This window comes from Bradyrhizobium sp. HKCCYLRH3061, from assembly GCF_051168015.1.
Taxonomy (GTDB): Bacteria; Pseudomonadota; Alphaproteobacteria; order Rhizobiales; family Xanthobacteraceae; genus Bradyrhizobium.
Genome location: NZ_JBNPUE010000004.1, coordinates 183,295 through 196,724, shown reverse-complemented (window position 1 = coordinate 196,724; position 13,430 = coordinate 183,295). Strand labels below are relative to the sequence as shown.

At 65.5% G+C, this 13,430-nt stretch carries 14 protein-coding genes; 5 read left to right on the top strand and 9 right to left on the bottom strand.

From position 1 onward, the window contains the following. Positions 1-132: 132 nt before the first annotated feature. The 4 genes from ACQR2C_RS10180 to ACQR2C_RS10165 all read right to left on the bottom strand — a co-directional run bounded on the left by ACQR2C_RS10180 (position 133) and on the right by ACQR2C_RS10165 (position 4,769). Positions 133-1,170 (bottom strand): SDR family oxidoreductase, encoded by a 1,038-nt coding sequence (locus ACQR2C_RS10180; protein WP_316218148.1) that lies wholly within the window; start codon positions 1,168-1,170, stop codon positions 133-135. A 97-nt stretch (positions 1,171-1,267) separates the two neighbouring features. Further along, entirely contained in the window at positions 1,268-3,325 is a 2,058-nt protein-coding gene (locus ACQR2C_RS10175) for a sensor histidine kinase (RefSeq protein ID WP_434881038.1), read from the bottom strand. A gap of 238 nt (positions 3,326-3,563) precedes the next feature. Beyond that, the gene (gene dksA / locus ACQR2C_RS10170) at positions 3,564-3,929 is read right to left on the bottom strand and encodes an RNA polymerase-binding protein DksA (RefSeq protein ID WP_170323279.1); all 366 of its coding nucleotides are present in this window, start codon (positions 3,927-3,929) and stop codon (positions 3,564-3,566) included. A gap of 228 nt (positions 3,930-4,157) precedes the next feature. Beyond that, a complete protein-coding gene (locus ACQR2C_RS10165) occupies positions 4,158-4,769 on the bottom strand; it encodes an NAD(P)-dependent oxidoreductase (RefSeq protein ID WP_434881037.1) in 612 nt (203 codons plus the stop codon). A 143-nt stretch (positions 4,770-4,912) separates the two neighbouring features. On the opposite strand from ACQR2C_RS10165, the gene ACQR2C_RS10160 reads away from it, so the two are divergent. Further along, positions 4,913-5,287 (top strand): winged helix-turn-helix transcriptional regulator, encoded by a 375-nt coding sequence (locus ACQR2C_RS10160; RefSeq protein ID WP_315804303.1) that lies wholly within the window; start codon positions 4,913-4,915, stop codon positions 5,285-5,287. Between the two features lie 16 nt (positions 5,288-5,303). On the opposite strand, the gene ACQR2C_RS10155 is transcribed toward ACQR2C_RS10160, so the two are convergent. Continuing rightward, positions 5,304-5,717, bottom strand: a complete 414-nt coding sequence (locus tag ACQR2C_RS10155; RefSeq protein WP_316180422.1) for a flagellar assembly protein FliX — start codon at positions 5,715-5,717, stop codon at positions 5,304-5,306. Positions 5,718-5,988: 271 nt separating this feature from the next. Between ACQR2C_RS10155 and ACQR2C_RS10150 the strand changes: the two genes are divergently transcribed. From ACQR2C_RS10150 to ACQR2C_RS10135, 4 genes are all read left to right on the top strand, one after another. Next, positions 5,989-7,113 (top strand): flagellar basal body P-ring protein FlgI, encoded by a 1,125-nt coding sequence (locus tag ACQR2C_RS10150; RefSeq protein ID WP_315738786.1) that lies wholly within the window; start codon positions 5,989-5,991, stop codon positions 7,111-7,113. Beyond that, positions 7,113-7,499, top strand: coding sequence for a flagellar assembly peptidoglycan hydrolase FlgJ (gene flgJ / locus ACQR2C_RS10145; RefSeq protein WP_316180420.1), 387 nt, complete (start codon positions 7,113-7,115; stop codon positions 7,497-7,499). The genes ACQR2C_RS10150 and flgJ overlap by 1 nt, the downstream gene beginning before the upstream one ends. Positions 7,500-7,555: 56 nt before the next feature. Beyond that, on the top strand, positions 7,556-8,041 hold the full coding sequence (locus ACQR2C_RS10140) for a hypothetical protein (RefSeq protein ID WP_316180418.1): 486 nt from the start codon (positions 7,556-7,558) through the stop codon (positions 8,039-8,041). Positions 8,042-8,253: 212 nt separating this feature from the next. Beyond that, the gene (locus ACQR2C_RS10135) at positions 8,254-8,640 is read left to right on the top strand and encodes a hypothetical protein (RefSeq protein WP_316180416.1); all 387 of its coding nucleotides are present in this window, start codon (positions 8,254-8,256) and stop codon (positions 8,638-8,640) included. Between the two features lie 91 nt (positions 8,641-8,731). Here the strand turns inward: ACQR2C_RS10135 and ACQR2C_RS10130 are convergent, their stop codons facing one another. The 4 genes from ACQR2C_RS10130 to ACQR2C_RS10115 form a co-directional block, all read right to left on the bottom strand. Continuing rightward, positions 8,732-9,022: a hypothetical protein gene (locus ACQR2C_RS10130; protein WP_316218151.1), complete on the bottom strand. Its 291-nt coding sequence runs from the start codon at positions 9,020-9,022 to the stop codon at positions 8,732-8,734. Positions 9,023-9,118: 96 nt separating this feature from the next. Then, entirely contained in the window at positions 9,119-9,484 is a 366-nt protein-coding gene (gene flaF, locus ACQR2C_RS10125) for a flagellar biosynthesis regulator FlaF (protein ID WP_315715999.1), read from the bottom strand. Positions 9,485-9,855: 371 nt separating this feature from the next. Continuing rightward, on the bottom strand, positions 9,856-11,427 hold the full coding sequence (locus ACQR2C_RS10120; RefSeq protein WP_315804310.1) for a flagellin: 1,572 nt from the start codon (positions 11,425-11,427) through the stop codon (positions 9,856-9,858). A gap of 228 nt (positions 11,428-11,655) precedes the next feature. Further along, positions 11,656-13,200, bottom strand: a complete 1,545-nt coding sequence (locus ACQR2C_RS10115) for a flagellin (protein ID WP_434881036.1) — start codon at positions 13,198-13,200, stop codon at positions 11,656-11,658. Positions 13,201-13,430: the final 230 nt, after the last annotated feature.

The following is a 13,430-nucleotide window of genomic DNA, read 5'->3' as shown; positions in this document are numbered from 1 at the left end:
CTCCCCTGGCCCGCGGCCCGAACCGGCATCGCAGGATCTATGGTGAACGGATTGTTTATAAACGAGTTTTGGACTCCCATCTCAGCTTCATCAACAATTTGAGACGGCGCGGCCGCGGCGCAAGCGGCTCGTTCAACCGATTTCACGTTTCACGATACCGAGTTCGAGCAGACTTTCCGCAGTGGCGACGATCGCGTCCTCGTTGGAGCGTGGACTCCAGCCGAGCAGACGCCGCGCCTTGTCGGCGCTCGCCTCGCAATAACGCCCAAGCAGCGGCTGCACGGCGCGTAGCTGCGGCACCACCACGCCGAGCAGGCGCGCCAGCCAGTCAGGCAGCTCATGCCGTGGCACCCGTCGCCCGCCGACGCCCATCCGCGCGCGCAGGACTTGCGCGATTTCCAGTAGCGAGACGCTCCGGCCCGCCATCGCCAGGAAGCGCTCGCCGTTGGCGGCCGGGTCTGTCATCGCCCGCAGATGCAGGTCGGCGACATCGCGCACGTCGACGAGGCCAAAGCTGATGCGAGGCACGGCGGGGGCCTGGCCGGCCAGCAGCGCCTGCACCATCGCGATGGAGGTCGAGAAATCCGGGCCCAGGACAGGGCCGAGCACGGCGACCGGATTGATCGTTGCAAGCTCCAGCGCGCCGCCCTCGCGGGCGATGAACTCCCAGGCCGCGCGCTCGGCGAGGGTCTTGGACTTCGGATAGGGTTGAATGCCCGGACCATCGAGCCGGCTCCAGTCGGTCTCGTCGAACGGCCGGCGCCGCCCCTCGTGGCCGTAGCCGATCGCGGCGAAGGATGAGGTCACCACCACGCGCCTGACACCGGCATCGCGCGCCGCCCGCAGCACCCGCAAGGTGCCCTCGCGGGCCGGCACGATGAGCTCGCTCTCATCCTTGGGCACGGCGGCTGGCAGCGGCGAGGCGATGTGCAGGACATAATCGCACCCGTCGACCGCGGCCGACCAGCCCTCGTCGCTGTTGAGATCGGCGGCATGAAACGACAGCGGCCCGGTGTCGGTCGCACCGCCGCGCCGGAGCATTGTCAAAACCTCGCTTCGCCGATCGGGACTGCGCAAGGTCGCGCGGACACGGTGGCCCGCGGCCAGCAGCTGCAGGATCGCATGCGCCCCGATGAAGCCGGAGCCGCCGGTAACCAGAACCTCGCTCATCAGAATTGCGTTCTCCGGGCAGGACTCCTGGGCGCAAGGATGGCAGTGCGCGATGGCAAGGCCATGTCGGGACCCGCTGCGCTTCGCGCGCCGGCGCTCAGCTCGCTTCCGTTGCGGCCACCGAACTCTCGCCAGGCGTCCTGAGCCAGGGCAGCTCGAACTGGCAGGTCAGCCCGCTCTCGGCAAACGTCCGCTGCAGATGCCTGACGGTGCGGGTCAGCAGCCGGCTGCCGAAGCCGACCACCGGCGGCTCTGTTGCCGGCGGGCCGCCGCTCTCCTGCCAACGGACATGCAGCGCGTCCTGCGCCAGCGACCAGCTGACATCGACGTGACCGTTGGGCGTGGTAAGCGCGCCGTATTTGCTGGCGTTGCAGGCCATCTCGTGGATGACGAGCGCCAGCTGCGTCGTCAGCTCGACCGGGACCAGGACGGCGGGGCCGCTGATCGCGAGCTGATCCGGTGTGCCGGCGAACGGCGCGACCTGGCTCCTGATGAGCGCGGCGAGATCGGCGCCCTGCCAGTCGTTCTCGGCGAGGCTGGTGTGCACCGTCGCCAGCGCATGCAGGCGCGAGGTGAAATCGCGGACCTTGGCGTCGTGGCGCGGCAGCAGCTGATGCGCCAGCGACTGCACCACGGCGAGGCTGTTCTTGACGCGATGGGCGAGCTCATGCACCAGCAGCTCGCGCTTGCGATCGGCTTCCTTCGCGGCCGTGACGTCGATGTTCACGCCGATCATGTACGGATCGCCGCCGCCCTCGCCGCCCAGCATGCGGGCGCGCGCCTCGATCCACCGGATCGAGCCGTCGGGCAGCGGCACCCGCCATTCCGAATCGAGCTCCCCGGTGATCAGCGCCTGCTTGTTGTCCCGGTCGGCACGCGCCTGATCCTCGGGATGCACCAGCGCCAGCCAAGCGTCATAGGTCCCGGGGAACGTGCCCGGCGCAAGACCATAGAGCTCTTCGATCTCATCGGACCAGTGGCTGGCGCCGGATCTGCCGTCCCAGGTAAAGGTGCCAAGCCGTCCGTATTTCGCGGCGAGCTTGAGCTGCCCGGCCGTGCGCGACGCATCGTCCCTGGCCTGGGCGAGCATCCCGAAATTCTCCTGGATGACGCGTGCACTCTCCGCCTGCGCCCTTTCGGCCGCAGCCAGTCGGGCGTTGAGCGCCCGGACCTCCGGGGGATCGGCGGGCGCGGCCTCACCGGGGATGGCGCTCTTGACGGCGATGCTTTCGAGCGGCCGGGCGATGCTTCGGCCGATGCCGGCCGCCAGCAGCAGCGCCAAGGCACAGATCGTCGTCGCCACGATGGTCGCGGTCTGGACCGTCGAGGAGATCGCCTGGGCGAAGGCCGCCTGCTTGATGCCGACCCCGACCGTCCAGTCGCTCAGTTGGGGACGCGCATTGGCGTTGATGACCCGATCGCCCTCGATCGACGGAAACTCCGCAATCCCCTCGGTCTTGGCCGTCGCCCGCCAGCCGGCCGACGCCGGCTGCCCGGTCGTGGTCGCGTTCTTCGGGATGCGCGAAACGTAGCGGCCCTGGCCGTCCATGATGCCGACCAGCCAGTCGGCCGGCAGCTGCTGCTGGGCCAGCAGCCGGGTGTAGCTCGCGGCCGGCATGGCAATCGAAAGGCAGCGGAACGGCTTGCCGTCCTTGAAGACGGGGACATCGACGGTCGCCACCCACGCGCCGGAGTTGGGGCCGGTAAAGATGTCCGAGATCGACGGCCGCCCCGACTGAAACGCCCGCTCCTGCGAGCGCCGGCCCTCGGGAGTGCGCTCGCCGAGCGGCTTGCCCGGCGTTGCGATGGTGTTGAGCAGCAGCCGGCCGCTGGCGTCGGACACGATGATCCAGCCTTCGCCGCTGACCGCACCGACACGGCGCGCCTCTGCCTCGAAGCTGCTGAGATCGGCAGCGCTGAGATCAGGCGACTTCGCCAGCACCTCCGCGAGCGCGATGTAGCGCCGCAGTTCGGCGTCGACGGCACCGGAGATCGTTTGCGCGGCATAGGACAGGCCGCGCCGGATCGAGGAGTCGGCAGATTGCGCCATCGACACGATGACATAGGCGATCAGCCCGACGCAGGGCAGGAACAGAATGCCGGCCAGCAGAAGGAGGCGTCCCTTGATGCTCAGGACGCCGTAGGAACGCTGCATCGTTGCCAGCGCGCCTCTGGCTATGTTCGGCTCGCCCATGATTCCCCGCGGCGTTCCGAGATGGAACCGCAGATAATTCAGCAGACGCCGAAAAGTTCCGGATGTTTGGAGAACAAAGGCGCTTGCGTTCGCTCCCGCACAGCCTGTGCGGACCGCACGAACGCGTCTCGGCCGTCAACACTGCGGCCGCACCCGGCAAGCGGCCGCAATCCCTGCTCGTTCAGGTCAGCGTCGCGATCTACTCGTCGCGATAGACCTTTTCACGCTTCTCGTGGCGTTCCTGCGCCTCCACCGACAGCGTCGCGATGGGACGGGCCTCGAGCCGCTTCAGCGAAATCGGCTCGCCGGTCTCCTCGCAATAGCCGTAGGTGTTGTCCTCGATACGCTGGAGCGCCGCGTCGATCTTGGAGATCAGCTTGCGCTGGCGGTCACGGGCGCGAAGCTCGATCGCCCGGTCGGTCTCCGACGACGCGCGGTCGGCGAGGTCCGGATGGTTCACGTTCTCCTCCTGCAGAGCCTGCAGGGTGAGCTTCGATTCGCGCAGGATCTCCTCCTTCCATGCCAGCAGCTTGGCGCGGAAATAGTCGCGCTGGCGTTCGTTCATGAAAGGCTCTTTTTCGGAAGGTTTGTAGTTCTTCAACTTTTCCAAGGTCAGCCCATCTGTACGTGCTGGCGCCGGTTTCGGCACCGGCGGACGGAATACGCCCGTTCGCGGCCGCGTTATATAGCGGCCTCATGTGACAGACAATATTTCCATCGGCACGGGCGCCCCGCCGTTCGGGCCGTTGCACAGGCAAATTCGGCCCCAGCCGGCGGGACGCCGCGGATGGCCTCAGTAACCGACCGTGAAACGGGCCCGCCGGTGCGCCGGACGCTCGATTTCGTCGGCCATCGCGACCGCGAAGTCCTCGAAGGTGATGAAACTCTTGCCGTCGGCATCGACCAGCAGCTGATCCGTTCCGAGGCGGAACTTGCCGGACCGGGCGCCGAAATCGATCATGGCCGAGGGCGACAGGAAGGTCCAGTCGAGCTCCTTCTCCTGGCGCAGGCGGTCGAGGAACGCGGCACCTTTCTCCGCCTCGGCCTTGTAGATGGCCGGAAAGCCGGGCGTCGTCACCAGCCGCACACCCGGCGCGACCTCGAGCGAGCCGGCACCACCGACCACGAGGTAACGCGATACGCCGGAGTCCTTGGCGGCTCCGATCAGGGTCTCGACATCGCTGACCAGGAAATGGATCGCGCTGATCGCGACATCATGGCCGGCCCACAGTTTCGCCAGCGCGGCGCGGTCGTTGGCATCGCCCTGCACCGCCGTGACGTTGGCGCGCTTCTCGATCTTGTCCGGGTTGCGGGCGATGCCGGTGACCTGGTGGCCGCGGCTGGCCAGCTCGGCGGTGATACGGGATCCGGCACGGCCGGACGCGCCGGCGACGGCGATCTTCATGGGGCAGCTCCTATGTTCGAGATCACGAGGTCGGATCCGAGACTGGACGCAGCCACCTCGGTATCCGATAGTGACTAGATAGCCGAACGAATGCTGGTGTTAAGAGCGCACTTTAAGATCACCTGGTCACGCCGGAGTAACCGATGAGAGCCGCGAACGTCTACGCCGCCGACTGCCCGACCCGCCAGATCCTGGATCGCGTCGGCGACAAATGGGCCGTGCTGATCCTGATCCTGCTGCGCAACGAACCGTTGCGCTTCAATCAGTTGCGGCGGACGATCGAAGGCATTTCGCAGAAGATGCTGTCCCAGGTTCTGAAGAGCCTGGAGCGCGACGGCCTGGTGCGGCGGCGCGCGATCGCGACCGTTCCGGTCACGGTCGAATATTCGATCACGCCGCTCGGGCTGACGCTCGCCGCTGCGGTCGATCCGCTGCGCGACTGGGCCGAGCGCCATCTCAAGGAGGTCACCGCGGCGCAGCGCCGCTACGACGCGCAGCAGCCGTCGAAGGCGGCTTGAGCGCGCGCGATGCGTCTCAGCCCCGCCCGGCCTTGGCGAGCTCGACCTCGACGCGCAGCTCGATCTCGGAGAGGATCGCATCCAGTCCCGGGTCGCCCGAGGTCTGCTTCAGGTCGGCCGCGGCATCGCGCAGCCGCAGCGCCATCGCGGTGTCGAGCCTGCCGGACAGCAGCGACAGCTTGAGATCATCGAGCACGTCGAGCGCGCGCTTGCCGCGCTGGACCGAGCGCTTGCGGCGCTCCGCCGGCTCCTCCTCGATGCCCTGCAGCGCCAGCAGCGCATCGATGTTCGCAGTCTGCTTCGGCGCGAGCGTCGCGCGCGTGTCCTGCGTGGTGCCGGCATCAGGCAGCCTGAAGCCGCCGGACGAGGTCTTCCGCGTCGCGCTCGTCGACGAGCCCAGCGTCGTGCCTTTCGGTCCGTAGATGCGCATCGATGGCTCCCGCAAGCTTCCGCCTCTCGACGGGGAGATTGGCTCCGTCGTGGTTAACGGTGCGTAAACGGCCCGGCAAATTCTGCCGGGGCGGCAGCTTCGTTCCCCCGGCGCACCCCGGGATCGCAACAAGGCTCGCGATTGATTTCACACTCTTTCAATGAGTTAGCCCGGAGCATCGCCCTGGCACGGCGCTCGCATAGTTGAACGTCGATCATGCGGTCATGGGAGTGGCCGAGTGATCACTTGAAGAGTTCGAGGGGAGCATAGGATGCGACGCGTCCGAACTACGCGCCTGTTTCAGGTCGCCTGCGCCGCCGTGCTGGCGCTGGCATCTACCGTCATGTCTGCGAATGCGACCTCGCGGATCAAGGATCTCGCCAATATCGAGGGCGTGCGCCAGAACCAGCTGATCGGCTACGGCCTCGTGGTCGGCCTCAACGGCACCGGCGATACGCTGAACAACATCCCGTTCACCAAGCAGTCGCTGCAGGCGATGCTCGAGCGCATGGGTGTCAACATCCGCGGCGCCACCATCCGCACCGGCAACGTCGCCGCAGTCATGGTCACCGGAAACCTGCCGCCATTCGCCACGCAAGGCACGCGCATGGACGTGACGGTCTCCGCGCTCGGCGACGCCAAGAACCTGCAGGGCGGCACCCTGCTCGTCACCCCGCTGCTCGGCGCCGACGGCAACGTCTATGCGGTGGCGCAGGGCTCGCTCGCGATCTCCGGCTTCCAGGCCGAGGGCGAGGCCGCCAAGATCGTGCGCGGCGTGCCGACCGTCGGCCGCATCGCCAACGGCGCCATCATCGAGCGTGAGATCGAGTTTGCGCTGAACCGGCTGCCGAACGTACGGCTTGCCCTGCGCAACGCCGACTTCACCACCGCCAAGCGCATCGCCGCCGCGATCAACGATTTCCTCGGCGTCAAGACCGCCGAGCCGATCGACCCGTCGACGGTGCAACTGAGCGTCCCGGCGGAGTTCAAGGGCAACGTCGTCGCCTTCCTGACCGAGATCGAGCAGTTGCAGGTCGATCCTGACCTTGCCGCCAAGATCGTCATCGACGAGCGCTCCGGCATCATCGTGATGGGCCGCGACGTGCGCGTGGCGACCGTCGCGGTGGCGCAGGGCAACCTCACCGTCACGATCTCCGAAAGTCCGCAGGTCAGCCAGCCCAACCCGCTGTCCCGCGGCCGCACCGTGGTCACGCCGCGCACCAGCGTCGGCGTCACCGAGGAAGGCAAGAAGTTCGCGGTCGTCAAGGACGGCGTGTCCTTGCAGCAGCTGGTCGACGGCCTCAACGGCCTGGGCATCGGTCCCCGCGACCTGATCAGCATCCTCCAGGCCATCAAGGCGGCCGGCGCGATCGAAGCCGACATCGAGGTGATGTGATGGCGACGTCCTTCATCGACTCCTATCATGGCCGCGTCGCCCTTAGCATGCCGACGGCGGCGGCGGTCACCGCGCCGCGCACCGATCTCGATCTCGCCGAGGCGCTGACCAAGGTCTCGCCCAAGGCGCAGGCCAGGGCCAAGGCGACGGCGACCGACTTCGAAGCGATGTTCCTCAACAGCATGTTCTCGCAGATGACCAGCGGCGTGAAGGGCGAAGGTCCGTTCGGCGACACGCCGGGCACGGGCGTCTGGCGCTCGATGCTGACGGAGCAATATTCCAAGAACTTCGCCAAGGCCGGCGGCGTCGGCATCTCAAACGACGTCTTCCGCACTCTCATCCTGCAACAGGCCGGCAGCAGCTCCGGCGCCAACGGCAAAGCGTAGATGTTCGCGTGACAAGCGCGTGGGCGGCAAACGCTCGCGCCGAAGGGAGTTATGAAATGACCGCACAGGGCCAGGCGAAGAAGACGACCTACACCGCCGCCACCAGCGCCGCCGAGGCACGCGCGCTCGCCGACGAGATGGTGAGCGTCATGAGCGAGCTGATCGCCGTCATCGAGCAGGAGACCGAGCTGGTCCGCGCCGGCAAGCTGCGCGAAGGCATGGCGTTCGGCCCGAGGAAGACCGAGCTGTCCCGTCACTACGTCACGGCCGTCGGTCGTCTGAAGGCGAGCCAGAATTTCATGAAGCAGACCGCGCCGGAGCTGCTCGCCACCCTGCACCGTCACCACGACACCTTCCGCGCCATGCTGCAGGTGAACCTGACCGTGCTGGCCACTGCGCACGCGATCTCGGAAAAGATCGTGCGCGGCGTCAATGCCGAGGTTCAGCGCAAGAACATCCCCAGCACCTATACCGCCGGCGGCCGCCGCGCCGCCCCGGGGGCGCGGCACCTCACCCCGCTCGCCGTCAGCCGGACGCTCTGAGCCTCACCGCCAGACCCCCATCTGCATCGCAGCGCCGCGCCGCCTCACGGGCCGCGCGGCCATCGCCGCTTAACGCTCGGATAAGCTTAAAAGGCCCGGGCGAATCACAACGCGCCGTTCATCCTATTTCCTAACATAACGTTGATTGGTCATCGGCATAGTTGCAAGCGGGATGGGTTGGGAATTGACTCGATGGCCATGAGGAGGCTGCCATGAGTTCCGATTTCAGCGTAAGACCGGTAGGGACGCCAGCGTCCGTTCCGATAATTCCACCGTCGAGCCAGGCGGTGGTGAGCGCTGTTCCAACGGACCTTCCTCCCAGCCAGACCGTGACCGCGGCCGAGCCCGGCGCCCCCGTGCGCAACGACATCCCGGTCAACATCGCGAACGATCTGTCGGTGTCGCGCCAGGCCTATTACGATCGCGCCGCTGCCGCTCTGGTGTTCCAGGTGGTCAACCGCAAGACCGACCAGGTCGTGACCCAATATCCAGATGAGGCCGTGCTGCGCCGCCGGGCCTACTTCAACACGCTCGATCTGCAGAAGGATCTGCAGAAGGCGGACGTGCCGCGCGTCGTGGCGACCGATCGCACAGCCTGAGCCCCCCGCGGGATCGAGCCGCTTCATTCCGCCGCCTGCACGCCGCCCCACCGGGCGGCGTTGCCGTATCGAGCGGCGCAGCTCTGGCGGATCAACTGCTCCGTATCGCGTAGGCGGTGTCGAGATAGGTCTGGCCCGAGGCGGCGTCGGTGACCACGTTCTTGATCTGGGCCTTGCCGTTGCCGGTCAGCGTGAACTTCGTATCGCCGATCCTGAACGCATTGTGCTTGATCAGCACGTCCTGATACTTGTTCACGCCGTCGCGCTGGTAGCGAAGCTTGGCGTGAAAGCCCTCGACGTTGGCGATCGAGACCGTGAACGACGTCCCGTTGGCATATCTTCCGCGCCAGCCGCCCTGATGGAGCGTCTGATCGACGGCCACGTATCTGCTGTTGCTTCGCGCCGTATTGAACAGGTTCGACTTGTCGGACGCAGAGGGGATGCTGCGATGACGCGCCTCCCGCCCCTGCCCCTGTGGTCAGCTCCGCCCGGACAATCCCGCGGCGATGTGGCAGTTGATGTCGATCAGCGACTTGAGCTTCGCCGGATCCGGATCCATCTGCATCTCGATCGTCTGCTTCATCACGAACACGCCGATGTTTGCGATGTTCTGGCGGATGTCGAGCGGATTCGGATTGTCGTCCGCCTCCATCGCGCTCATGAAGATCGTCCACAAGCGGCGATTGAAGAGCAGAGCCTTGTACATGTTGCGATCGGGGCCATTCCAATTGGCCTGGACTTCCTGCAGCTGCCGTGCCGCCTTCAACAGAGCCTGGGCTTCGATCTCCCGTGGTGATGCCGTCGTCTGCGACGTGCGGGCATAGGCTTGAGCGGCATATGACATCAACTACTCCGGACTGACGCAGGGACACGACCAAACTGCCCAGGTTTTGTACTTTGTGTGCCTTTAAAATATGGTTAGCGGCCGTTAGCGGAATTTGTTTCGTAGCGTCACGGAGCACCGCAAATCGCTTTGTTTGGTGCACCTCTTAATTTCTTGCGAATGCGCTGATTCAAAATGTCCGGACGAAGATCGTACGTTGTTCATCCAACCCGGCGGCGCGAACTACACGAACAACGGCGTTCTCGCAGAGCGAGACCACCGCTCCCCGACATCGAACGGAGACCAGTGCCGGCACGCTCGGCATGGCCAAACGCAGAAGCGGCGGGCAAGGCCCGCCGCTTCGATGAGATATTATTCCAGCTCGTTCGCGCTCAGCGCAGGAGCTGCAGCACGCTCGCCTGCGACTGATTGGCCAGCGCGAGCGCGGACACCGCGATCGACTGGCGGGTCGACAGCGCCTGGCTGTTGGCCGCCTCTTCGTTGGTGTCGGCCAACGTCAAGTTCGACGAGCCGGTCTGCAGCACGTTGATCAGGTTCTTGTTGAAGTCCTGACGGACCTGCACGATCGACAGGTTCGAGCCGAGCGACGACGCCTCGGAGCGGATCGCCGTCGATGCGCTGTTCAACGTCGACAGCACCTTGTTGGCCGAGTTGCTGTCGAGGAAGTCGGTTCCGACGACCAGCGCCGACAGCCCGAGACCGGTGCTGTTGAAGGTCACGCCGGTGATGTTCAGCGTGGACCGTCCGGTCTCGTTGAATACCAGCTTGAGCGTATCGCCGTTCAGCAGGTTGATGCCGTTGAACGAGGCGTCCTGCGCCGTGGTGTCGATCTGTGCCAGCACGTTGTTGTACTGGGCGATCAATCCGGCGCGTGTGGTCTGCGAGTTGGTGTCGGCCACCGGCGTGGATGCCGTCACACCGTTGAAGGCCTGGCTTGCCGCCGTGGAGGAGCCGGCCACCGCGCCGATCGTCGAGGACGCAGATTCGTTGGTGGTCAGGATCGTGAGCTGGCCGTTCGTGCTGAGGCTTGCCTGCAGATTGTTGGCCGCGAGCGCCGTATTGAGCTGCGCCAGAGTCGATATCTGCGAGGCGCCGGTGCCGAACGTTATGTTGGTTGCGACACCGCCTCCTGTCGAAGCTATGGTTAGTGTCTGTCCTGACAATGCTGGCGGATTGCGTGTCGTGGTTGCGGCCGTCAATCCGAGCTTGGCCAGGGCCGTGCCCGAGACTGTCAGATCCTGCGCCGTGCCTGTCGCGAGAGTTATCTGGCCTCCCGTCACCGAGGATGGCGTAGCGGTTGCGCCGGTGACCGAGTCGATCGCGGCGAGGAGGTTGCTGACGGTGTCGCCGACGCCGATATTGGTGCCGGCCGAGACCGAACCGGCCACGAAGGTGAACACCACGCCGTTGACCACGAGCGTGTCGCCGGTCGTGACGCTGCTCGCCAGGTCGTTCGAGGTAGAGCTCGCCGTGCCGGACAGCCTGGTGGAGCCGGTGATCGCGACCGCCGTGCTGGTGTTGTCGTTGTTGACCGCGGAGCCCGTCACGAACTTGTTCGAGGAGCTGCCGAGCAGGTTGTTGGCCGTCGCCCCCGGAATGACCGCGGAGGTCACGCTCGATTTGGTGGTGTAGCCCGTCGGGGCCTGGAGCACCTGGCTTGCGATCGACTTGGCGCTGTCGACCAGCTTCTGCAGCGAGGTGAGACCGGTATTCGCAGCCTGGAGAACCTGGACACCGTTACCGATGCTGTCGAGCAGGTTCGCAATGTCGCTCGCGCGGTTGTTGAGCGATTGCGCGGTGAAGAATTCGGTGGGGTTATCGAGCGCCGTGTTGACCTTGTTGCCGGTGGCCAGGTTGTTTTGAGTCGTGGCCAGCAGCGATGCGGTGTTTTGCAGCGCCAGCAGGTTTTGGCGAACCGAAGCCGAGAGAACGATACCGGACATGTGTGTGAAACCTTCCTAGTTATTCACCAGGAGGTTCTAGTCCACCCACTTTTAAAACATGGTTAATGGCGCTTTAAATTTCTTGCTTAACGACTGGTTGCGATCCCTCAGCTCCACTCGCGTCCGGTTCCAGACCAGTATTGATACGGGCCGGACGGCCAAACCAGGCGAAAAAAAGCGGCGGGGTTTCCCCCGCCGCCTTGGTCGTCGAGATGCGATGCGTGCGGATCAGCGCAGCAGCTGCAGCACGCTCGCCTGCGACTGGTTGGCGAGCGACAGCGCGGACACCGCGATCGACTGGCGGGTCGACAGCGCCTGGCTGTTGGCCGCTTCCTCGTTGGTGTCGGCCAGCGTCAGGTTCGACGAGCCGGTCTGCAGCACGTTGATCAGGTTCTTGTTGAAGTCCTGACGGATCTGCACCACCGACAGGTTCGAACCCAGCGTCGACGCTTCCGACCGCAGCGTCGAGCTCGCCGAGTTCAGCAGGGTGATCACCTTGTTCGCCGAGTTGTTGTCGAGGAAGTCGGTGCCCGAGGTGAGGTTCGACAGGCCGAGACCGCCGGTGTTGAAGGTCACGCCGGTGATCGACAGCGTCGACTTGGCGGTCTCGTTGAAGGTCAGCTTCAGCGTGTCGCCGTTGAGCAGGTTGACGCCGTTGAACGAGGCGTCCTGCGCCGTGGTGTTGATCTGCGCCAGCACGTTGTTGTACTGCGAGACCAGGCTCGCGCGCTGCGTCTGAGCAGTCGCGTCCGCCACCGGAGCCGCCGCCGTCAGACCGTTGAAGGCCTGGCTGGATGCAGCCGACGTACCACCGATCGCGCCGATCGTGGCCGAGGCCGCGTCGTTGGTCGTGGTGATCGAGATCTTGCCGGTGGTATCAATCGAAGCCTGCAGGTTGTTGGCTGCGAGCTGGGTATTGAGGTCGTTCAGCGACTTGATCTGCCCTGTCCCGAGACCGAATGTGACACTCGTCGCCGTGCCACCTCCTGTGGCACCGATCGTCAAGGTCTGTCCCGACAAGCCATCGCCGACGGCACTCAGCCCGAGCTTGGCCAAGGTGCCGCTGCTGCCCGAGAGCGTCAATCCCGCCGCCGGCGGCGTCAGGGTGATCGCACCCGCGGTGATCGACGCGGTCACGCCGGTCTGGGTCTGGATCGCCGACAGCAGGTTGCTGACGCTGTCGCCGATGCCGATGTTGGTGCCGGTCGAGGACGTGCCGGTGACGAAGGTGAAGGTGGTGCCGTTGACGACCAGCGTCTCACCCGAGGTGATGCCGCTGGCGAGGTCGTTCGACGAGCTGCCCGACGTACCCGACAGCTTGGTCGAGCCGGTGATCGCCGCCGGAGTCGTATTGTCGTTCTGCACGACCGAGCCGGTCACCGCCGTGGTGCTGGCGCCGAGCAGGTCGGTGGCGGTCGCACCGGTCAGGGCCGCCGAGGTGACGTTCGACTTGGTGGAGTAGCCGACGGAGCTCTGCAGCACCTGGTTGGCGATCGACTTGGCACTGTCGACGAGCTTCTGCAGCGAGGTGATGCCGGTGTTGGCGGCCTGCAGCACCTGCACGCCGTTGCCGATGCCGTCGAGCAGATTGGAGATGTCGGAAGCGCGGTTGTCGAGACCCTGGGCGGTGAAGAAGTTGGTCGGATTGTCGAGCGCCGAGTTGACCTTCTTGCCCGTGGAGAGATTGTTCTGGGTGGTGGCGAGGAGCTGAGCCGTCGACTGCAGCGAAAGCAGATTCTGACGCACCGACGCCGAGAGAACAATACCTGACATTTTCATACCCTTCTGGTGTGAAACAAACTGCCCGATCCATTCAGGATCAAGGCGAAGCCCGCGGGTGACTGCACCACTGGGCGACGTGCGTTAAGGTAAATGCGAGCGGCTAACAAACAGTGAAGTGACGACCGCTCGCGTTGCCCGACGCGCCGCACCGGCACGGCCGCGCCGAGATGATTCGCCGCGGATCACCTTGAAAACACCGCATATTCGCCGGGCACGCGCGG